The sequence below is a fragment of the Aeromonas sp. 84A genome (assembly GCF_051919345.1).
Classification (GTDB): Bacteria; Pseudomonadota; Gammaproteobacteria; order Enterobacterales; family Aeromonadaceae; genus Aeromonas; species Aeromonas veronii.
In genome coordinates this window covers 2039758-2061471 of sequence record NZ_JBQBEW010000001.1, presented here as the reverse complement: position 1 = coordinate 2061471, position 21714 = coordinate 2039758, and the positions used below count along the sequence as shown (strand labels likewise).

18 protein-coding genes are annotated in these 21714 nt (G+C 57.3%); 11 read left to right on the top strand and 7 right to left on the bottom strand.

Annotation, left to right across the window (positions count from 1 at the left end; genetic code table 11):
- Nucleotides 1–83: 83 nt before the first annotated feature.
- Together ACTG20_RS09515 and ACTG20_RS09510 are read right to left on the bottom strand one after the other, a co-directional pair.
- Nucleotides 84–1703: an ABC transporter substrate-binding protein gene (locus tag ACTG20_RS09515; RefSeq protein ID WP_042083894.1), complete on the bottom strand. Its 1620-nt coding sequence runs from the start codon at nt 1701–1703 to the stop codon at nt 84–86.
- A gap of 279 nt (nt 1704–1982) precedes the next feature.
- The gene (locus ACTG20_RS09510) at nt 1983–2618 is read right to left on the bottom strand and encodes a YchE family NAAT transporter (protein ID WP_005337678.1); all 636 of its coding nucleotides are present in this window, start codon (nt 2616–2618) and stop codon (nt 1983–1985) included.
- Nucleotides 2619–3458: 840 nt separating this feature from the next.
- On the opposite strand from ACTG20_RS09510, the gene adhE reads away from it, so the two are divergent.
- Nucleotides 3459–6125: a bifunctional acetaldehyde-CoA/alcohol dehydrogenase gene (gene adhE / locus ACTG20_RS09505; RefSeq protein WP_019446648.1), complete on the top strand. Its 2667-nt coding sequence runs from the start codon at nt 3459–3461 to the stop codon at nt 6123–6125.
- Between the two features lie 599 nt (nt 6126–6724).
- On the opposite strand, the gene ACTG20_RS09500 is transcribed toward adhE, so the two are convergent.
- From ACTG20_RS09500 to ACTG20_RS09490, 3 genes are all read right to left on the bottom strand, one after another.
- Nucleotides 6725–7465: a YebC/PmpR family DNA-binding transcriptional regulator gene (locus ACTG20_RS09500; RefSeq protein ID WP_005337681.1), complete on the bottom strand. Its 741-nt coding sequence runs from the start codon at nt 7463–7465 to the stop codon at nt 6725–6727.
- Nucleotides 7466–7567: 102 nt separating this feature from the next.
- Nucleotides 7568–9334 (bottom strand): aspartate--tRNA ligase, encoded by a 1767-nt coding sequence (gene aspS / locus ACTG20_RS09495; RefSeq protein ID WP_005337684.1) that lies wholly within the window; start codon nt 9332–9334, stop codon nt 7568–7570.
- 32 nt (nt 9335–9366) lie between these two features.
- Complete coding sequence (locus tag ACTG20_RS09490) at nt 9367–9618, bottom strand: FmdB family zinc ribbon protein (RefSeq protein ID WP_005337686.1); 252 nt, start codon at nt 9616–9618, stop codon at nt 9367–9369.
- A 162-nt stretch (nt 9619–9780) separates the two neighbouring features.
- On the opposite strand from ACTG20_RS09490, the gene ACTG20_RS09485 reads away from it, so the two are divergent.
- The 6 genes from ACTG20_RS09485 to ACTG20_RS09460 all read left to right on the top strand — a co-directional run bounded on the left by ACTG20_RS09485 (nt 9781) and on the right by ACTG20_RS09460 (nt 15977).
- Nucleotides 9781–10629, top strand: a complete 849-nt coding sequence (locus ACTG20_RS09485) for a DUF72 domain-containing protein (RefSeq protein ID WP_194495757.1) — start codon at nt 9781–9783, stop codon at nt 10627–10629.
- Nucleotides 10630–10904: 275 nt separating this feature from the next.
- Nucleotides 10905–11651, top strand: a complete 747-nt coding sequence (gene cmoA / locus ACTG20_RS09480; RefSeq protein WP_194495758.1) for a carboxy-S-adenosyl-L-methionine synthase CmoA — start codon at nt 10905–10907, stop codon at nt 11649–11651.
- Nucleotides 11648–12625 (top strand): tRNA 5-methoxyuridine(34)/uridine 5-oxyacetic acid(34) synthase CmoB, encoded by a 978-nt coding sequence (gene cmoB, locus ACTG20_RS09475; RefSeq protein WP_194495759.1) that lies wholly within the window; start codon nt 11648–11650, stop codon nt 12623–12625. The genes cmoA and cmoB overlap by 4 nt, the downstream gene beginning before the upstream one ends.
- Nucleotides 12626–12677: 52 nt before the next feature.
- Nucleotides 12678–13466 (top strand): ATP-dependent zinc protease family protein, encoded by a 789-nt coding sequence (locus ACTG20_RS09470; RefSeq protein WP_234915315.1) that lies wholly within the window; start codon nt 12678–12680, stop codon nt 13464–13466.
- Nucleotides 13467–13469: 3 nt separating this feature from the next.
- Nucleotides 13470–15008, top strand: a complete 1539-nt coding sequence (locus ACTG20_RS09465) for an inactive transglutaminase family protein (RefSeq protein ID WP_005337699.1) — start codon at nt 13470–13472, stop codon at nt 15006–15008.
- A gap of 3 nt (nt 15009–15011) precedes the next feature.
- Nucleotides 15012–15977, top strand: a complete 966-nt coding sequence (locus ACTG20_RS09460) for an alpha-L-glutamate ligase-like protein (protein WP_005353164.1) — start codon at nt 15012–15014, stop codon at nt 15975–15977.
- 272 nt (nt 15978–16249) lie between these two features.
- On the opposite strand, the gene ACTG20_RS09455 is transcribed toward ACTG20_RS09460, so the two are convergent.
- Complete coding sequence (locus tag ACTG20_RS09455) at nt 16250–16852, bottom strand: peroxiredoxin C (protein ID WP_005337701.1); 603 nt, start codon at nt 16850–16852, stop codon at nt 16250–16252.
- Between the two features lie 146 nt (nt 16853–16998).
- Here ACTG20_RS09455 and ACTG20_RS09450 point away from each other — a divergent pair, with 146 nt between their 5' ends.
- The 3 genes from ACTG20_RS09450 (at nt 16999) to ACTG20_RS09440 (ending at nt 19036) form a co-directional block, all read left to right on the top strand.
- The gene (locus ACTG20_RS09450; protein WP_005337702.1) at nt 16999–17907 is read left to right on the top strand and encodes a hydrogen peroxide-inducible genes activator; all 909 of its coding nucleotides are present in this window, start codon (nt 16999–17001) and stop codon (nt 17905–17907) included.
- 191 nt (nt 17908–18098) lie between these two features.
- Complete coding sequence (locus ACTG20_RS09445) at nt 18099–18548, top strand: C40 family peptidase (protein ID WP_194495760.1); 450 nt, start codon at nt 18099–18101, stop codon at nt 18546–18548.
- A 311-nt stretch (nt 18549–18859) separates the two neighbouring features.
- Nucleotides 18860–19036 (top strand): hypothetical protein, encoded by a 177-nt coding sequence (locus ACTG20_RS09440; RefSeq protein WP_005337704.1) that lies wholly within the window; start codon nt 18860–18862, stop codon nt 19034–19036.
- A 168-nt stretch (nt 19037–19204) separates the two neighbouring features.
- Here the strand turns inward: ACTG20_RS09440 and dsdC are convergent, their stop codons facing one another.
- Nucleotides 19205–20149 (bottom strand): DNA-binding transcriptional regulator DsdC, encoded by a 945-nt coding sequence (dsdC, locus tag ACTG20_RS09435; protein ID WP_194495761.1) that lies wholly within the window; start codon nt 20147–20149, stop codon nt 19205–19207.
- Between the two features lie 223 nt (nt 20150–20372).
- On the opposite strand from dsdC, the gene dsdX reads away from it, so the two are divergent.
- Nucleotides 20373–21710 carry a D-serine transporter DsdX gene (gene dsdX, locus ACTG20_RS09430; RefSeq protein ID WP_194495762.1) on the top strand — a complete coding sequence of 446 codons (1338 nt, stop codon included), beginning with the start codon at nt 20373–20375 and terminating at the stop codon, nt 21708–21710.
- Nucleotides 21711–21714 lie beyond the last annotated feature (4 nt).

The window sequence follows — 21714 nt, the reverse complement described above, 5'->3', positions numbered from 1 at the left end:
TGTACTGCTTCCAAATGGTCGCGGTTGTAATAAAGGCCCGCCGTCCGGCGGGCCCTGCTTGTTATGCGACTTGTTGCTTTAAATCAGTGAGCAATGATGTACATATCTTTGCTGTAGAGGTTATCCAGCGGGTTGGCCGGGTAGCCGCCTACATAGGGTTTGACCATACGGGCAGTCACGTACTGGTAGATGGGGGCAATCGGCATGTCCTTGGCCAGGATCTCTTCCGCCTGGACGTAGAGCTTGTTGCGGGCAGCCACATCGACCTGATCACGGGATGAATCCATCAGCTTGTCGAACTCCGGATTGGAGTACTTGCCGTCGTTGTTACCGTGGGTGGTCTGCATCAGATCCAGCATGGAGGAGGCTTCGTTGTAGTCGGCGATCCAGCCGGCACGACCTACGTCAAACTGACCCTGTTTCTTGGTTTCCAGGTAAGTTTTCCACTCCTGGTTGACCAGGCTCACCTGCACGCCCAGCTTCTTCCACATGGAAGCCACGGCCACAGCCACTTTCTTGTGGTTGTCGTCGGTGTTGTAGAGCAGCTCGAACTTCAGCGGCTTGCTGGCATCGAAACCGGCCTCTTGCAGCAGCGCCTTGGCCTTGGCATCACGCTCGGCCTGGGTCATCTTCGACCACTCGGGCGCTACCGGCTTGAAGCCATCGACGAAGTCCGGCACCAGGGTGTAACCCGGCGTCTGACCCTGACCCATCACCTTGTCGGCGATCACGTTGCGATCGATGGCATAGGAGAGCGCAGTACGGACACGCACATCGTCAAACGGCTTCTTCTTGACGTTGTACTGGTAGTAGTAAGTACCAACATAACCGGTCACTTTCAGCTCGTCCGGCTTCTCTTTCTTCATCTGCTTGAAGCGCTCGATGGGCATCTGATAGGTGATGTCCACTTCGCCCGCCAGATAGCGGCTCAGGTCAGCGTTGGTAGACTGGATGGGCAGATAGACCACCTTGTTGATGACGGTCTTGCCATCGTTCCAGTAGTGCTTGTTGCGCTCAACTTCGACGCGCTCGTTCACCACCCAGTTCTTCAGGGTATAGGCACCGTTGGATACCATATTTTCCGGCTGAGTCCACTTGTCACCAAACTTCTCGATCACCTTCTTCGGTACCGGATAGGTGGTGGTGTGGGAGAGCATGCTGACGAAGTAAGGGATCGCTTTCTCGAGCTGCACTTCGAAGGTGTAGTCGTCGGTCGCCTTCACGCCCAGCGTATCAGCCGGCTTTTTACCTGCGATGATCTCGGAGGCATTGGCAATGGTCGGGATCTCCAGATACCAGGAGTAAGGAGAGGCGGTTTTCGGATCAACGGCACGCTGGAAAGCAAAAACGAAATCGTGGGCAGTGACCGGGTCACCGTTGGACCACTTGGCATCTTTGCGCAGGTGGAAGACGTAGTGCTTGTTATCCTTGGTTTCCCAGGATTCAGCCACAGCCGGGAGAATTTCCCCTTTCGGGCCGGAAGCAACGAGACCTTCGAACAGGTCGCGCAGGATATTGGATTCGACCGTTCCTTCGGTCTTGTGCGGGTCAAGGGTCGCAGGCTCGGAGCCGTTGCCTTTTACCAGTTGCTGGACTTCAGCCAGCTTGGTTCCCGCCGGAACATCGGCAGCCTGAGCCACATTGACGCCACCAAACAGTGCAGCCACCAGCAATGTGTTAATCATTGTTTTTTTATGAGTCATTTCCCTACTCCAACAAGAACATTCCATGCATTTTTTAAAGTGACGGGGTTAAAACCCGCTCCCAGCATAATTCCCTGCCAATTCCGATAATGCAACAGATATTGTCAGGGTAATCGTCATTTTCTGGTCAAAAAATCAGCTGGCATGCGCTTTTTCAGTATTAAAACACCAGCAAGGCGCTCATTTTTCACACAAACGACCGATTCTAGAAAAGACCGGGCAAAAAGCAACCAATAAAAAGCCGGTCACGAGGACCGGCTTTCATAAAGCGGAGCTGGCTCACATCAAACTGGGGAAAACCCCCTTGATACCGGCCACCATGATCTCGATACCCAGCGACATCATGATAAGACCCATGATACGGGTCACCACGTTGATGCCGGTGTTGCCCATGATCTTGAACAGCAGCGGCGCGGCGCGGAAGATGAGCCAGGAGCAGAAGGAGAAGACCACGACAACCACTGACATGCCGAGCAGCTGCTGCCAGTGGCTCTGGCTGGCATAGACAATCACCGAGGAGATAGCACCAGGGCCCGCCATCAGCGGCAGCGCCAGCGGTACCACGGCGATAGACTCACGCACCGCCAGTTCGCCCTTTTCTTGTTTGTTGTGCTTCACCTCGCCCAGCTTGCCCTGCAGCATCGACCAGGCAATCAGGGTAATCAGCGACCCACCGGCGATCCGGAACGACGCCAGCGAGATGCCAAACCCATCGAGGATCAGCTGCCCCATATACATGGAGACCAGCAGGATCACCATCACCGCGATATTGGCGGTGGTATTGGTTTTCATCCGCTCGGCCTGGGTATGGTGGCTGGTCAGGCTGACAAACACCGGCAACAAACCAAGCGGGTTGATAATTGCGAACAAACCGACAAAAAACTTCAGATACAACGAGACGTCAATTGCTGCCATAGGCGCCTTCCAATAGAGTTTCGGGCCCAGCGGGCCAGTCCATTAATTTCGTGCGTAAATTTACATCATAGCCAGAGCGGGCACCAATCAAATAATCTCACCATTTTGAGGGTTTTTTAGTTAGTTCATCTAATGCATCCGCGCTAATTGGCATAAATCGATGCCAAAAGCCCTTTCTATCGCCCGACACACGCCAGAAAAGTGAGCGCAAGCCTGCTTAATCACGACCAGAGAGCCCGACGATGACTGACCGAATGACCAAGCGACTCGAGAGGATCCAGGCTTTACCTTCCCACTATTTCAGGCCAGACATCACTTCATTGACTCGGCAAGAGAGCCACAATGCAAAAACCGGGAAAGCGGGCAGAAATGGCCCCCTTGGGGAATAAAGCGGATTAGTCATGGATTAAAACAACAATCATTTTTGCAACAAACGCTGGAATAAAGTGCGTTTGTCGGTGATTTTGAAACCAATTCACTCATATTTGCTAACCTATACCGCCAAAATAGCTCTGCAATCCTATGTTCGATTGCAATTAACCACTTGATAAATGTGGTTTATTACCCTGAGTTAACAAGTCTCTCGCCTTTCCCTTTGATGCACATTCCGATAACATCAGTCAAACAAGGATTGTGAAATAAAATTTCTTTTGTTCTTTTGTTACACATGATCCAGATCAAGTTTTTCTGAGTCAGCCCCGCTCTATAATCGACTCAGAAAGCGATTTAGTAAGGCATGTGAAAAAGCTGTTGCAACGATACCGTCTTGACAGGGCGACTATAATTGCCGGGCATTGCCAACGTCTTACTAAACAGTTTTCAAATAATCAGGAGATAAACATGGCAGTAACCAATTTGGCTGAACTGGATGCACTGGTCGCCCGCGTTAAGGAAGCCCAGCGTGAATTCGCCAGCTTCTCTCAAGAGCAGGTAGACAAGATCTTCCGTGCCGCCGCCCTGGCCGCCAACAACGCCCGTATCCCCCTGGCCCAGATGGCCGTGGAAGAATCCGGTATGGGTATCATCGAAGACAAGGTTATCAAGAACCACTTCGCCTCCGAATACATCTACAACAAGTACAAAGACGAGAAGACCTGCGGCATTCTGAGCGAAGATGATCAGATGGGTACCATCACCATCGCCGAGCCGGTAGGTATCATCTGTGGTATCGTTCCGACCACCAACCCGACCTCCACTGCGATCTTCAAATCCATGATCGCGCTCAAGACCCGCAACGCCATCATCTTCTCCCCGCACCCCCGTGCCAAGAACTCCACCAATACCGCTGCCAAGCTGGTACTGGATGCAGCTGTTGCCGCTGGTGCGCCGAAAGACATCATCGGCTGGATCGACCAACCGTCTGTTGAGCTCTCCAACGCCCTGATGAAGCACGAAGACATCAACCTGATCCTGGCCACCGGTGGCCCGGGCATGGTGAAAGCAGCCTACTCCTCCGGTAAGCCTGCTATCGGTGTAGGTGCCGGTAACGTACCTATCGTTATCGACGAAACCGCCGACGTGAAGCGTGCCGTTGCCTCCATCCTGATGTCCAAGACTTTCGATAACGGCGTGGTCTGTGCTTCCGAGCAGGCAGTCATCGTTGTTGATGCCATCTACGACCAGGTTAAAGAGCGCTTTGCATCCCACAAGGGCCATGTGCTCTCCAAAGAAGATGCTGACAAGGTACGTAAAGTCATCCTGATCAACGGTGCCCTGAACGCCAACATCGTTGGCCAGCCAGCCACCAAGATTGCCGAGATGGCTGGCGTGACTGTACCGGCTGATACCAAGATCCTGATTGGTGAAGGCGTCAAGCTGTGTGCAGAAGATGAGTTTGCTCACGAGAAATTGTCCCCGCTGCTCGGTATGTTCCGTGCTAGCAGCTTCGAAAACGCCGTTGATATGGCCTGTGACATGGTCAACATCGGTGGTATCGGCCACACCTCAGGTCTGTACACCGACCAGGACCGTAACGCTGACCGCATCAAGTACTTCGGCGACAAGATGAAGACCGCGCGTATCCTGATCAACACTCCGTCTACCCAAGGCGGTATCGGTGACCTGTACAACTTCGCAATGGCACCGTCCCTGACCCTGGGTTGCGGCTCCTGGAGCGGTAACTCCATCTCCGAAAACGTGGGTCCGAAGCACCTGATCAACAAGAAGACAGTCGCAAAACGGGCAGAAAACATGCTGTGGCACAAACTTCCAAAATCCATCTACTTCCGTCGTGGTTCCCTGCCGATCGCTCTGAGCGACCTGGAAGGTAAAAAGCGTGCCATGGTTGTGACTGACCGCTTCCTGTTCAACAATGGCTACGCCGATGAACTGGTCAGCCTGCTGAAAGCACAGAATATGGAAGTGGAAGTGTTCTACGAAGTAGAAGCTGACCCAACCCTGGCTGTGGTTCGCAAGGGTGCCGAGATGGCCAACTCCTTCAAACCGGACGTTATCCTGGCGCTGGGCGGTGGTTCACCGATGGATGCAGCCAAGATCATGTGGGTGATGTACGAGCACCCGAACACTGCGTTCGAAGATCTGGCCATGCGCTTCATGGACATCCGCAAGCGTATCTACAAATTCCCGAAAATGGGCGTGAAGGCCGAACTGGTCTGTATCACCACCACTTCCGGTACCGGTTCTGAAGTCACTCCGTTTGCAGTAGTAACCGATGAAGTGTCTGGTCAGAAGTATCCGCTGGCTGACTACGAGCTGACCCCGAACATGGCCATCGTTGATGCCAACCTGGTCATGGGCATGCCGAAGTCCCTGTGTGCCTTCGGTGGTATCGATGCCGTGACTCACGCCATGGAAGCCTATGTTTCCGTACTGGCTAACGAGTACTCCGACGGCCAGGCGCTGCAAGCCCTGAAAATGCTGAAAGAGTACCTGCCGTCCAGCTACCAGAACGGTGCCAACGACCCGATCGCTCGTGAGAAGGTGCACAATGCTGCCACCATCGCCGGTATCGCGTTCGCCAACGCCTTCCTGGGTGTGTGCCACTCCATGGCTCACAAACTGGGTGCCGAGTTCCACATTCCGCACGGTCTGGCTAACGCCCTGCTGATCAGCAACGTCATCCGCTACAACGCGAACGACAACCCGACCAAGCAGACTGCGTTCTCCCAGTACGACCGTCCGCAGGCTCGTCGTCGTTACGCCGAAGTCGCTGACCACCTGGGTCTGACTGCTGCCGGTGACCGCACCGCCGCCAAGATCGAGAAGCTGCTGACCTGGCTGGACGAGCTGAAGGCTACCCTGGGTATCCCGGCCTCTATCCGCGAAGCTGGCGTGACTGAAGCTGACTTCCTGGCCAAGGTTGACCAACTGGCTATCGAAGCTTTCGATGACCAGTGCACCGGCGCCAACCCGCGCTACCCGCTGATCAGCGAGCTGAAGCAGGTTCTGCTGGACTCCTACTACGGTCGTCCGTTCACCGAAGCCGCTCCGGTAACCGCTGCCCCGGTTGAAGCCAAGGTTGAAGGCAAGAAGAAATCCAAGGCCTGATAACCAGCCCTGAGATGACAAGCCCGCGCACTGCGCGGGCTTTTTTTATCTGCCACTTATCACAGAGCTCCTCTCTCCAGCCGATTGCGGTAGTGCAGCCCCTAACTTCCCAACCAACCAACCAACCAACCAACCAACCAACCAACCAACCAACCAACCAACCAACCAACTCGCCCCAGCCAATCCGTTATCGACATCCCAACCTGTGACTCTGTATTGATGGGCCACCTGTGATAACAAGAGCACGCTCCATCACCTCCTCTCCCCTACCCGCAACGCAACGCAACGCAACGCAACGCAACGAATTACCCTTACGGGCAGATGTGAGCAGTCAACGCCATCTCAAGAGCTATAGGTGTGATAAACAGGATCAGCTGAGCCTCACTAACGCAATGCAGCAGAACTGCCGACTGGCGTACGTGCAGGGCCAACCGACTGGCAGGGACAGATCAATGATAATTCGCGGAGAAAGCGGGAAAGATTGTCAGTGAAGAGAGTTGTAGCACCGGTTGCGCAACCGACACATCAGCAGTTGCCACGATGCAAAGATAAAAAAATGGCAGCCATCAGGCTGCCATCGGGAGAGCACAATTCAGCGATCAGAGGGTCGCAGCGACTTCATCGGAGATGGAGCCGTTGTGATACACCTCTTGCACGTCGTCCAGATCTTCCAGCATGTCGATCAGACGCATCAGCTTGGGCGCGGTCTCGGCATCCAGCTCCGCTTCGGTGGAGGGGATCATGGTCACTTCGGCGCTCTGGGCCTTGAAGCCGGCAGCTTCAAGACCATCCAGCACGGTACCGAAGTCGTTCGGGGTGGTGTACACCTCGATGGTGCCATCCTCTTCGGTGACCACGTCATCGGCGCCCGCTTCCAGCGCGGCATCCATCAGGGCATCTTCGTCTACGCCCACGAAAGTCAGCAGACCTTTCTTGCTGAACAGATAGGCAACGGAGCCGTCGGTGCCCAGGTTGCCACCGCACTTGCTGAAGGCGTGACGCACTTCGGCTACGGTACGGTTACGGTTGTCGGTCAGGCACTCTACCATCACGGCAGAGCCAGCCGGGCCGTAACCTTCGTATACGATGGTCTCGAGCTGCTCGCCATCGCCACCACCGGCGCCACGCTGAATGGCACGGTTGATGGTGTCGCGGGTCATGTTGTTGGTCAGGGCGGCAGTCACCGCAGCACGCAGACGCGGGTTGTTGGCCGGATCGGCATCACCCAGACGCGCGGAGGTAGTGATTTCGCGGATCAGTTTGGTGAAGATCTTGCCACGCTTGGCGTCCTGAGCGGCCTTGCGGTGTTTGATGTTGGCCCATTTACTGTGACCTGCCATAGAGACTCTCCGTTATTTTTTAAATGTCAGTAACACTGATCATGACTAACCCAAGGGAAACACAGAGGCCGCACGGCGGCGGCCTCCGGTGCCGGTATCGGCTTACTCGTCGCCCTTGACGGTGGTTGCAATCGCCAGCTCACCCAGTTGGGCGGCGTTGGCAAGGCTGGGGGCGTCTGTCATCAGACAGGCGGCCGCGGTCGTTTTCGGGAAGGCGATGACGTCCCGAATGTTTTCGGTGCCGGTCAGCAGCATGCTGAGACGGTCCAGACCGAAGGCCAGACCGGCGTGCGGCGGGGTACCGTACTTCAGGGCATCCAGCAGGAAGCCGAACTTCAGGCGCTGCTCGGCCGGGGTGATACCCAGGATGTCGAACACGGTGGACTGCATCTCGCTGTTGTGGATACGGACAGAGCCGCCACCCACTTCGTAGCCGTTGATCACCATGTCGTAGGCGTTGGCGTAAGCCCCCACAGGGTTGGCTTTCAGCTCGGCCGGGCTCATGTTGCTCGGCGCGGTGAACGGGTGGTGCATGGCGGCCAGACCACCTTCACCATCTTCCTCGAACATCGGGAAGTCGATGACCCACAGCGGTTTCCAGCTGTTCTCCAGCAGGCCCAGATCGCGACCCACTTTCAGACGCAGGGCGCCCATGGCATCGCAGACCACTTTCTTGCTGTCAGCGCCAAAGAAGATGATGTCGCCGTCGGCGGCGCCGGTACGGGCCAGGATCTCGCGCACGATGGCGTCAGAGAGGAACTTGGCAACCGGAGACTGCACGCCTTCGATACCATTGGCCGCTTCGTTGACCTTCATCCAGGCCAGGCCCTTGGCACCGTAGATGCCGACAAACTTGGTGTATTCGTCGATCTGCTTGCGAGAGAGCTCGGCACCGCCCGGGACTTTCAGGGCAGCCACACGGCCTTTCGGATCGTTGGCGGGGCCCGCGAACACGGCGAACTCGACAGCAGTCAGCAGATCAGCCACATCGACCAGCTCCATTGGCAGACGCAGGTCCGGCTTGTCGGAGCCGTAGCGACGCATGGCTTCGTCGAAGGTCATGATCGGGAAGTCGCCCAGATCCACGTTCAGGATGTGCAGCCACAGTTTGCGGATCATCTCTTCCATCACTTCACGCACTTGCGGCGCGGTCATGAAGGAGGTCTCCACGTCGATCTGGGTGAATTCCGGCTGGCGGTCGGCACGCAGGTCTTCGTCGCGGAAGCACTTGACGATCTGGTAGTAGCGATCGAAGCCGGACATCATCAACAACTGCTTGAACAGCTGGGGTGATTGCGGCAGAGCGTAGAACTTGCCCTTGTGCACGCGGCTCGGCACCAGATAGTCACGGGCACCTTCCGGGGTGGCCTTGGTCAGCATCGGGGTCTCGATATCGAGGAAGCCGTGCTCGTCCATGAAGCGGCGTACGAACGCGCTGGCCTTGGCTCGGGTCTTCAGGTACTTGGCCATCTCGGGACGACGCAGATCCAGGTAACGATACTTGAGGCTGATCTCTTCGCTGTTGACCTGATTGAAGTCCAGCGGTAGCGGCTCGGCACGGTTGATGATGTTGAGTTCGTGGGCGAACACTTCGATGGCGCCAGTGGCCATGTCGCTGTTGCGCTGGGACTCGGGACGGGTGCGCACCACGCCGGTCACCTGGATGCAGAACTCGCCGCGCAGCTCGGAGGCCAGGGCGAACGCATCCGGCTTGTCCGGATCGAAGAACACCTGAACGATCCCTTCCCGGTCGCGCATATCGATAAAGATCAGACCGCCGAGATCACGACGACGATGAACCCAACCGCACAATGTAATGGTCTGCCCTGCATGGGCCTCATTGACCTGTCCGCAATAGATAGAGCGCATGGACTTCTTCCTTCGAAATTGTAGAGAGACGGTTAACCTTGGGCCGCCGGGCACGACTGGCAAGCACCGTCTGTCTCACAGCTGGCCAGATTCTTTTTCTTACCCGGTTTGAAATCAGTCTCGTACCATCCGGTTCCCTTGAGCCGGAAGCCTGCCGCCGATATCAGCTTGACCAGATTCGGCTTGCTACAGGCCGGACAGTCGGTCAGGGGGGCATCGGAAAGCTTTTGCAGTTTTGCCAATTCATGGCCACAGACGTCGCAACGATATTCGTAGATAGGCATGGGTCACAAGAAATTGAAAAACAAAAGGGCTGGCATTATAGAGGAAAACCCCCTTTTGGGTAAAATGGCCAGCAGCCTCCTTTCGCCAGTTTTTTGCACTCGATGACAAAAAGCGGGCAAAAAATCGGCACGAATGCACCAAGAGCGAAGAGAATAGCCACCATGAGCCTCTATTTGGGCCTGCCACAGTGGTCCCACCACGCCTGGCCCGGCCAGCTGCTGGGTTTGGGCGCCAAGCCCGCCGAGCACCTCGCCCACTACGCGACCGTCTTCAACTCGGTGGAGGGTAACACCACCTTCTACGCCCTGCCGACACCGGACACGGTACAGCGCTGGGCCGATGCAGTGCCCGATCACTTTCGTTTCAACTTCAAATTTCCGCAAACCATCAGCCACCAGAGCGATCTGGTGAGCGCAGACAAACAAGTCGCCGACTTTATTCGCCTGCTCGCCCCGCTGCACGACAAGCTGGGGCTGCTCACCCTGCAGTTGCCCGCCCGTTTCGGGCCACAGGGGCTGGCCAGACTGGCGGCCTTTATCGAGCGGCTGCCACGGGCGTTTCGCTACGCCCTCGAGGTGCGTCACCCCGACTTTTTCGCCAAGGGGGAGGCCGAGCGGGCCTTGAACCGGCTGCTGATGGAACAGGGTGTGAACCGGGTGATGCTCGACAGCCGGCCACTCTTCTCGGTCCAAGCAACCACGCCAGCCCTTGTCGATGCCCAGGGCAAGAAACCGCGCCTACCGGTGCATCTGCTGGCCACCGCCAACGCCCCCATGGTGCGCTTTATCGGCCTGCCGGATCCGGCGGCCAATCACCCCTTCCTGCCCAGCTGGCTCCCCCACTGGCGCCAGTGGCTCGCGGAGGGGAAAGATCTCTACCTCTATATACATACTGCCGACAACGCCCAGGCACCTGAGCTGGCCCGCCAGATCACCCGCTTGCTGGAGCAGGAGATGGCCCCTTGGCCGGGGGAAAACGATCGCGCACGGCAGGGAGTGCTGCGCTTTTAGCCAACCCATTCTGCGGCCATCGTTTCACTGCAAAAAAAGTGCTTTTTTGTGGCGTGGCAAGCCCTGGCGTCAAGACAAACGGCCATCAATCCTCTACACTACCGCCCCAAGTAAGGGTCCGGAACATGGCCCGTACGAACAGGACAGGTCCAAAGGATTTCATGACCAGCCACCCCGTTCGTAAACAGGTGATAAATCTACTCTGATGGGTGTCACCCAACGACTCAATTGAACAATACAGCCGGGTGATGTCCCGACTGTCAGGTTGCGCCAGCATGCATACCAAAGATCAAATTTTTGCCGCCCCGATCGCCCGATTGGGAGACTTCTGTTTTGACGAACAGGTCGTCGACGTTTTTCCCGATATGATCCAGCGCTCGGTGCCGGGTTACAGCAACATCATCTCTGCCATCGGCATGATGGCCGCCCGCTACGCCCAACCCGAGAGCCGACTCTATGATCTCGGCTGCTCACTGGGCGCCGCGACCCAGGCGATGCGTCGCCATGTCAGCCAGCCCGGCTGCCGCCTCACCGCGGTGGATCTCTCCCATCCGATGATCGAGCGCGCCCGCGCCCACCTCTCCGGTTTCAAATCCGAGGTGCCGGTGGAGCTGGTGGAAGCAGATATCTGCGACATCGAGATCGAGAACGCCTCCGTGGTGGTGCTCAATTTCACCCTGCAATTTGTCGAACCAGAGAAACGGGCCGCCCTGATCCAGCGCATTCACGATGGTCTGCGCCCGGGCGGGATCCTGATCCTGAGCGAAAAGTTCCGCTTCGAAGATGAACCGGTCAACGAGCTGCTCATCGATCTGCATCTCGACTTCAAGCGGGCCAATGGCTACAGCGAGCTGGAGATCAGCCAGAAACGCACTGCCCTTGAGAACGTGATGCGCACCGACAGCCTGCCGGTGCATCAGGCACGCCTGCGGGATGCCGGTTTCGTCCATCAGGATCTCTGGTTCCAGTGCTTCAACTTCGGCTCCATGATTGCCATCAAATCCAGCGACGCCCAGACATGATCGACTTTGCCAATTTCTATCAACTGATTGCCAAAAACCGGCTGAGCCACTGGCTGCATACCCTGCCCGCCCAACTGCACGCTTGGCAACATGACAACCAGCATGGCGACCTGCCGCGCTGGAATCGTGCCCTCAACAAGCTGCCGGTGGTCTCCCCCGGCAACATCGAGCTGAAAAGCCGGGTCGAGATTGGCTCGGCCGAGAGCTTTGGCGAAGGTGAACGCAAGAAGGTCGAGAGCCTGCTGCGCCACTTCATGCCCTGGCGCAAGGGGCCGTTCACCGTGCACGGCATCCATATCGATACCGAGTGGCGCTCTGACTGGAAGTGGGATCGGGTGCTGCCCCATATCAGCCCGCTCGAAGGCCGTTACGTGCTGGATGTGGGCTGCGGCAGCGGTTACCACCTCTGGCGCATGGTGGGTGAAGGGGCCAAGCTGGCGGTCGGCATAGACCCGAGCCCGCTATTTCTCTGCCAGTTCGAGGCCATTCGCCACTTCGCGGGCAATGATCAGCGCGCCCACCTGTTGCCGCTTGGCATTCAGGAGCTACCGGAACTGCGTGCCTTTGACACCGTCTTCTCCATGGGGGTGCTCTATCATCGCAAATCCCCCATCGAGCACATCGAGCAGTTGCGCAATCAATTGAAAGATGATGGCGAGCTGGTGCTGGAGACGCTGGTGATTGACGGCGGGGTCAACGACGTGCTGATGCCCACCGATCGTTACGGCAAGATGCGCAACGTCTGGTTTATTCCCTCAAGCCGCGCCCTCAAGCTGTGGGTCGAGCGCTGCGGCTTCACCGACGTGCGGATAGTAGACGAGAATATGACCAGCACCGACGAACAGCGTCGTACCGACTGGATGATTAATGAATCCCTGAGTGACTATCTGGATCCAGACAATCCGGCACTCACGGTAGAAGGACACCCGGCGCCGAAACGTGCCGTACTGATTGCCCGCAAGGCCAAAGACTAGCCGATGGCGATTCAGGAAGTTACACTGACCCAATTCCAGGAAGCACAGTTAAATGAATGACATGAAAAGCAAATTAAAAGGAATGACCCTGCTCTCCCTGCTTAGTCTCGGCGGGTGTGTCAATATGGAAAAAGCGCCTCAGGTCCCTGCTCTGACGCTGGCCGAGCTTCGTAGCGAGCTGAGCCAGAGCGAGCAGCGCCTGCAAACATCCATGGAACAGCAACAGAAGCAGTATGTGCAGCAACAGCACCTGCTGGTTCAGCTCAACACAGATGTCACCAATATGAAAGAGTCCGTCAAGCAAGTAGACCACAAGCTCGCCACCCTCCCCTCCGAGCCGCCCAAGCCGATGGCCATCCCCACCGAGAAGTGCCCGGCCCCCAATCAGGGTCACACCATCGATGGCAAGCTGATGGTCGGTGAAGCCGAGTGGATCTGGGTTGATGCGGCCAACGACGCCTTCCAGGCGCGGGTCGATACCGGTGCGACCACCTCCTCCATCAGTGCGCAGGATATCACCATTTTCGAGCGCAACGGCAAAAACTGGGTGCGCTTCTTCCTGAGCCATCAGGAAGTGGACGACAAGATCCAGATCGAAGCGCCGCTGGTACGCCATGTACGGGTGCGTCAGGCCTCTGCCGACGATCTGGACCGCCGTCCGGTGGTGCGTCTGGCCGTGCGCATTGGCGACATGACCGAGAAAGCCGAATTTACCCTGAAAGACCGTAGCGACATGACCTTCCCTGTGCTGCTGGGTCGCGAATTTTTGAAAGACATCGCCGTGGTTGATGTGGCCCGCGAATATATCCAACCCAAACCCAAGCTCAAGGATGTGAAATAATCCATGGTTTCCCGTAAGCCGTTCTATTTGCTGGTAGCCCTGCTGTACATTGTCGGCCTGGGGATGACGATCTATCACCATATCGCGTTGGATGTGCCGCTGACGCCCGGTGAAAAGCGCCAGATCTGGTCCATCGAAGCCAAGCTGGAGTTTGAGGCGACCGGTGAGCCGGTGATCGCCTCCCTGGCCATTCCGGGCACCCAGCCCGGTTTCACCCTGATGAATGAGAACGCCGCCAGCCCCGGCTACGGCCTCTCCTTTGTCGAGAAAGATGGCGATGCCCGCGCCGAGTGGTCCATCCGCACCGCATCTGGCCGTCAGGAGCTCTACTACCGCGTCGACATGATGGCAGATGCCCACGCCAAACCGGCCGCCAATCCGCAGCCGCCTGCCATCGAGAAGCAGATCGAGAGTGAGCCTTATGCCACCGCGATGAAGCAGATCCTCGAGCGGGCACAGGAGCGCTCTGCCGACGGCTACACCCTGACTCGCGAGATCATCAAAGAGATCGAGAAGCAGGAGCAGAACGCCGAGCTGCTGAAAAAGCACAAGAGCCGCGCCAACCTGATCGCCGAGCTGCTCAACAATGCTGACGTCCCCACCCGCGTGGTGCATGCCCTGAATCTGGAAGATGGCCGCCGTCGTCAGGAGCTGGTGGATTACCTGCAGGTATTCAACAGCCCGACCGACTACAAGCTGTTCAACCCGCAAACCGGTGAACAGGGTCGTCCGGCCAACCTGCTGCTGTGGGAGTATAACTCCGGCGCCCTGCTGGACGTGACCGGTGGTCACAACTCCCGTGTCAGCTTCTCGATGATCGAGCAGGAGCAGCCGGTGAGCGTGGCACTGGCGCAGAAGTTCGAAAAATCAGAGATGATGAACTTCTCCATCCACAGCCTGCCGCTGGAAGAGCAGACCCTGTTCAAGGGCTTGCTGCTGATCCCGATCGGCGTGCTGATGGTGGTGTTCCTGCGGGTGCTGGTGGGGATCAAGACCTCAGGTACCTTTATGCCGGTGCTGATCGCGGTCGCCTTTATCCAGACCTCGCTGGTCACCGGCCTCATCGGCTTCCTGCTGATCGTCGGCACCGGTCTCATCATCCGCTCCTATCTGTCGCGGCTTAACCTGCTGCTGGTCGCCCGAATATCGGCCATCATCATCATGGTTATCTCGATGATCGGTATCTTCTCCGCGTTCGCCTTCAAGCTGGGGCTGACCGACGGCATGAAGATCACCTTCTTCCCGATGATCATCCTCTCCTGGACCATCGAACGGATGTCCATCCTATGGGAAGAAGAGGGCCCGAAAGAGGTGTTCCGCCAGGGCGGCGGCTCTCTGCTGGTTGCAGTCATCGCCTATCTGGCCATGGATAACGAGCTAATTCGTCACCTCACCTTCAACTTCCTCGGCCTGCAGCTGGTGCTGATGGCGACCGTGCTGTTGATGGGTAACTACACCGGCTACAAGCTGAGCGAACTGAAGCGCTTCAAGCCGCTGGTAGACGAGATGAAATCTGGCGTCACCCCGGGTAAGGACAAGTAACCGATGTGGTTCTGGGAAAAATACACCACCCCGTGGAGCCTGTCCCAATCAGGCATCCTCGGCATGAACAAGCGCAACCACTCCTACATCAGCCGCTACAATCCGCGCAGCCTCTATCCGCTGGTGGATGACAAGCTGCAGACCAAGCAAATTGCGCTGGATGCAGGGGTCACCGTGCCTGAGCTGATCGGTACCATCCGTGCCCAGCACGATGTGGGTCGCATCACCGAACTGGTAAAAGATTGGCCGGGCTTCTGCATCAAGCCGGCCCGTGGCTCGGGCGGCAAGGGGATCCTGGTGATCCTGCGTCAGGAAGATGGCCTCTTCTACAAGCCCAACGGCAGCGCCTCTACCGGTCAGGATCTGGAGCGCCATGTCTCCAACATTCTGGCGGGGCTCTATTCGCTTGGCGGCAAGCCTGACGTGGCACTGGTGGAAGGCCTCATCAACTTTGATGATGTGTTCGATGGCTACTCCTTCGAAGGGGTACCCGATGCCCGGGTCATCATCTTCAAAGGGTTCCCGGTGATGGCGATGATGCGCCTCTCCACCGCCGCCTCTGATGGCAAGGCGAACCTGCACCAGGGCGCCGTGGGGGTGGGTCTGTGCTTGCGTACCGGTCGTGCCCTGCGGGCGGTGCAGTTTGGCAATCCGCTGCGCCACCATCCGGATACCGGCCTCGACCTCTATGAGCTCAAGGTCCCACACTGGGATACCCTGCTCACCCTGGCGGCCTCCTGCTACGAGATGTCGGGTCTGGGTTATATCGGTACCGACATGGTGCTGGACAAGTTCCGCGGCCCCATGCTGCTGGAGCTCAATGCCCGTCCTGGTCTTGCCATCCAGATCGCCAACGGTCGCGGCCTGGTGCCCAATCTCAAGACCATCGAGAAGCTGGGGCAGGTGAAGATGAACGTGGAGCAGCGGGTCAATTTCGCCAAGGATCACTTCGGGATCTTTGAGGAATAACACCTCCGCTTGTGAACTGAGCGCGCCTATGGCGCGCTTTTTTTATGGCTATTGTCTGTCGGCCCATCCCGTTCCCAACCATAGGGTCAGCATCTCATCCCGAAACAACGAGTACGCCAGCGAACGGCTGCTTGGAATAGCGAGGAGAGCGATGGAACGATGGAACGATGGAACGAGAAGAGTGTGACCGGCGATATCAGGGGGATAGATGACTCACAGGTATAAAAAAACCGGCGCCAAGACGCCGGTTCTTCAAGGAGAGTACGACTCGATTACAGGGAGTCAGCATTCTCGGACAGGTACTTGGCAACGCCGTCCGGAGAGGCTTGCATACCTTTTTTGCCTTTTTCCCACTGAGCTGGGCACACTTCGCCGTGCTCTTCGTGGAATTGCAGGGCATCGACCATGCGCAGCATCTCGTCGATGTTGCGGCCCAGCGGCAGATCGTTGACAACCTGGTGACGAACGACACCGTTCTTGTCGATCAGGAAGGAGCCACGGAACGCCACGCCGGCTTCCGGATGCTCAACATCATAGGCTTTGCAGATTTCGTGTTTCACGTCGGCGATCAGCGGATACTTGACCTGACCGATACCGCCATCTTCCACTTTGGTGTTGCGCCATGCGTTGTGGGAGAACTGGGAATCGATGGAAACACCGATCACTTCCACGCCACGCTTCTGGAACTCTTCATAACGGTGATCGAAGGCAATCAGCTCGGACGGGCAGACGAAGGTGAAATCGAGCGGATAAAAGAAGACAACGGCAGCTTTGCCTTTGATGTGGGATGACAGGTTGAATGAATCAACGATCTCGCCATTACCCAGAACAGCTGCGGCGGTAAAATCGGGTGCGGGACGGCCTACCAATACCATATTCAATTCCTCTTTATGTGAAGTGAACAATCCGGTGAGGATTGGGCTACCTAGAGCCAAGTCCATCTAATTCAAGCGACAAACTATAGACCCGGTGGTAGATTAGGTAAATCAAATTAAATAGATAGCATTAATCGGGTTTTTCTATGCAACGTTGGCCCAGCCTCAAACAGCTGCAATATCTGGTCGCTCTCGATGAGCACAAGAACTTCAACCGCGCCGCCAAGGCCTGTCATGTCAGCCAGTCGACCCTGAGTACCGGGATCCAGACGCTGGAGGACATGATGAACCTGCAACTGGTGGAGCGGGACCACAAGAGCTTCATTATGACCCCGGTCGGCATGGAAATCGTCGAGCGCGCTCGCAATTTGCTCTCCGATGCACGGGATCTCATGGAGCTCGGGCAACATCAGGGCGGCGTGATGCAGGGGACGGTACGTCTTGGCTGCATTCCCACCATCGCCCCCTTCCTGCTGAGCAAGCTGCTGAAAGAGTGCAGCAAAACCTATCCTGACCTCGAATTGTTGCTGCGTGAAGACACCACCAGCAATCTGCTCAAGCAGCTGGAACAGGGTCAGCTCGACTTGCTGATCCTTGCCCTGCCCATCGAGATCGGTGGATTTCACTGCAAGACCGTCGGCCAGGATCCGTTCCACATGGTGATGCCCGCCAGCATGGCGGCTGGTCTGCATACCCCGTTCGACTACAAGGAGCTGCCCAACCAGAGCATCTTCCTGCTGGAGCGGGAGCACTGCCTCACCGAGCACGCAGTGAGCGCCTGTCGCCTGCGGGACAAGAGCAAGATCAACCCGTTCGCCGCCACCAGCCTGCACACCCTGGTACAGATGGTGGAAGCGGGTCTTGGCACCACCTTCCTGCCGCAGATGGCCATCGATGCCGGCATTCTTGCCAACTCCGATCTGGTGGCCATCCCGCTGCCGGGAGAGACCTCCTATCGCGAGATCGGGCTGGTCTGGCGCCCCAGCACCACCCGGGTGCAGACCTTCTACAAGCTGGCCGAGCTGCTTAAACCACTGATCAGCCACAACGAGTGACAACAAACGCCAGCCCTAGGGTTGGCGTTTTTCAGTTCCCCACCACATTTTTCCTCCCAGAGACTAGGTCTGGAGCCAGATCCCTGTTTATGATGGAAAAGTTGTCGCGCCCCCTACCGCCATAACGATTTGGCAGGATATGGCGCTCGATAAATGTCTCGTTTGGTAGACCCGTCCGTGGAGAGAGCCCGATGTATCGCAAGCTGCTGCTATCCCTGCTGACTCTGCTGCTGGCCGCCTGCTCCAGCACGCCGGAGCCGCCTCCGGCCCCCCGGCAGAACAGTGCCTTTGATGGCTTCTACCAACAGTGGCGCGGTGTCCCTTACCGCATGGGCGGCGCCAGCCGCGCCGGGCTAGACTGCTCCGCCTTCACCCAGCTCGCCTACAGTCAGGTGCTGGGCTTCAACCTGCCAAGAACCACCGAATCTCAGGCCAGCATTGGCAAACCGGTGGATCGCTACCGGCTGCAACACGGGGATCTGGTCTTCTTCAAAACCGGCTGGCAACAGTACCATGTGGGGGTCTACACAGGTGCCGGCGAGTTTATTCACGCCTCCACCAGCAAGGGAGTGATCCGCTCCCGCCTCGACAACGTCTACTGGAACAGTCGCTACTGGCAGGCACGTCGGGTGACCCAGTAACCACTCAAACGCCTGCTTGCGGCACAAGTTGCGTGCCGATACTCTCCGTCAATCCCTGTCGCGATGTCGGGACACACAACCCGCGCTTATAACTCAATTGGCCCCAAAGCCTGCATATCACACCATTTTGTGATAAGGTGGTGGCCAATTTTTAACACTTTCGCCTTTTTCTCATACGCTCTCTGTCCTGATTGACAACAAGCGAGGCAATAACAAGCAGCGCACGGCGAAAGTGGAGTGTGGCGCGACACTGCCGGACGGGTGTCCCACAGCTGCAGTATCAAGGGTTAAATAGATAAGGAGATCGTGCAATGAAACAGTATCAAAGCTGGCTGGGGCAATACCTGATGAGTCGCCGTGACGGTGACCACGCCATGGCATGCGAGATGGCGAGTTCCATCTGCGAGTTCTGGCAGCAGCAGGGTGATGAAAACGAACTGGACAAGTGGCAGCAGATTTACCAGAACCATCTGGAAAAGACCACCTGACCCTGACCGCTCCCTTGCTGCCAGCCACCCGGTGTTGGCAGCAAGGCCACTCGCGACCAACCACCATCAGCCAACCCCTCTCCCCCAATTTTCCCGCTACGTTAAACCGCTACCTTCGTTCACTCGCGCTTTACCATCTTCATTTTGCTCTTGCGCACCGGCCTCTGTTCATTCCATCTCGGCAGCCATTTCCTGCGCCCAGTCGATAAAGGCCTGGATCTTGGGACACGCCCGATTGGGCAGGGTCGCCATGTAATAACGCTGCTCGCACTTGATCTCCAGCCCGGCAAAAGGGGCCACCAGCTCGTTGCGTGCCAGTCGCTTGCTCACCAGATTCTTGCGCCCCATGGCGATCCCGGCGTGATTCATGGCGGCGATGATGGCGAGATCCGAGCGATCAAAACCCATGCTCAGCTGGCATGCCTCGAGGCTGACCCCGGCGTGGCGAGCCCAGCAGCTCCATTCATCGGTATCCGAGTCAAATCCCCATGCCTGCCGATCATGAAGCAGACGGCACAAAGACAAGTTGGCGGGATTACCGACAAGCCCGTGCTGCTCGGCATATTCCGGGCTGCAGACCGGCAGCATGAACTCATCCATCAGCGGGTGGATGGCAAGCCGCTCCGGGCTCTTCTCATCGAAATAGAGGGTCAAATCGATGCCATAACCATGCAGGTTGATGTTCTCGTTGCCGGTGATGATATTGAGCTCGATCTGCGGATGCAGGCGGGAGAAATCCGCCAGCCTGGGCACCAGCCAGCACTGGGCGATGGAGGGACGCGAATAGATGGTCAGGGTACCGGAGAGCTCCTGATTCTTGATCTCCAGGATCTCCTGATTGATGAACTCCAGCGAAGATTTGAGCGCCCAGAACACCCGCTGCCCATCCGCCGTCAGTACCACCTTGCGGTGAAAACGCTCAAAGAGCTTGAACCCCAGCTCCTCTTCCAGCGCGCTGATCCGGTGGCTCACGGCACTGGGACTCAGCGACAATTCATCAGCTGCCATGGCAAAAGATCCGTGGCGGGCGGCCGCCTCGAAGGTGTGCAGCTTGGCCAGCTGGTAGCCACTCAGCAGCTTGTTGCGCGATATGTAATTATCCCCGTTATACATTCATCCCCCTCTTCGCAAGAGCCGCCGATGATACACCCACAGGCCACCTTCAGGATGAACTCAAAAGACCCAAAGAGTGTGATTTCGATAAATTGTGACCAATGCAGCGCCTTTGCATCACCTCAGTTCATCCAAGTGGTCGATTTCATCATTTGTCAGCCCCACCTCATTTTCATTCAATAAGCGCATAAACAATCACACACAACAGATGTCGAGGCGCAGTATGAGTTCAGAGGTATGGGTCATCGCTACCTTGCTAAGTAGCATCGTTCTTATCGTGGTCACCATAGTGAAGGGCAAGGTGCATCCTTTCCTTGCCCTACTGCTGGCCAGCTTCTATGTCGGCACCCTGATGGGGATGGAACCCCTCAAGATGGTCAACGCCATGGAAGAGGGTATTGGTGGCACGCTCGGTTTTCTCGCCGCCGTCATCGGTCTTGGCACCATACTCGGCAAGATGATGGAGGTGTCGGGGGCTGCAGAGCGCATCGGTCTCGCCCTGCAGAGATGCCGCTGGCTCTCGCCGGATGTCATCATGGTGCTGGTTGGTCTGGTGTGCGGCATCACCCTGTTTGTCGAAGTGGGGGTAGTGCTGCTGATCCCGCTCGCCTTCTCCATCGCCCGCAAGACCAACACCTCGCTGCTCAAGCTGGCCATTCCGCTCTGCACCGCCCTGATGGCCGTGCACTGCATAGTGCCGCCGCACCCTGCTGCCCTCTATGTCACCAATCAGCTGGGGGCTGACGTCGGCTCGGTCATTGTCTATGGCCTCGCGGTCGGGCTGTTTGCCTCGCTGGTGGGCGGCCCGCTGTTCCTCAAGCTGCTGGGTAACCGGCTCCCGTTCAAGGAGGTGCCCGCTGCCTTTGCCGACATCAAGGCCCGCGATGAGGCAACTCTCCCGACCTTAAGCGCCTCGCTCTTTACCGTGCTGCTGCCCATCCTGCTGATGCTGGCCAAGACGGTCGCCGAGCTCAATATGGAGCACGCCAGCCACCTCTACACCGTGCTGGAGTTTATCGGCAACCCTATCACCGCCATGTTTATCGCCGCCTTCACCGCCTACTACGTGCTGGGGATCCGCCAGCAGATGAAGATGGAAGGGCTGCTCAACAAGACCGAGGAGTGCTTCTCCTCCATCGCCAATATCCTGCTCATTATCGGAGCGGGCGGCGCCTTCAACGGGGTGCTCAAGGCAAGTGGCCTGGGCGATAGCCTGGCCACCATCCTCTCCCAGCTGGATATGCACCCGATTCTGCTCGCCTGGCTGGTGGCTATCGTGCTGCACGCCGCCGTGGGCTCCGCCACCGTCGCCATGATGGGCGCTACCGCTATCGTCTCCCCCATCATGGTGCACTACCCGGATATCAGCCCGGAGATCATGACCCTGGCCATCGGCTCCGGCGCCATTGGTTGCACCATGGTGACCGACTCTCTGTGCTGGCTGGTCAAGCAGTATTGCGGCGCCACCCTGAACGAAACACTCAAGTACTACACCACCGCCACCTTGGTCGCCTCCCTGATGGCGCTGGCCGGTACCTTCCTGCTCTCCTTTATCGTGTAACAAG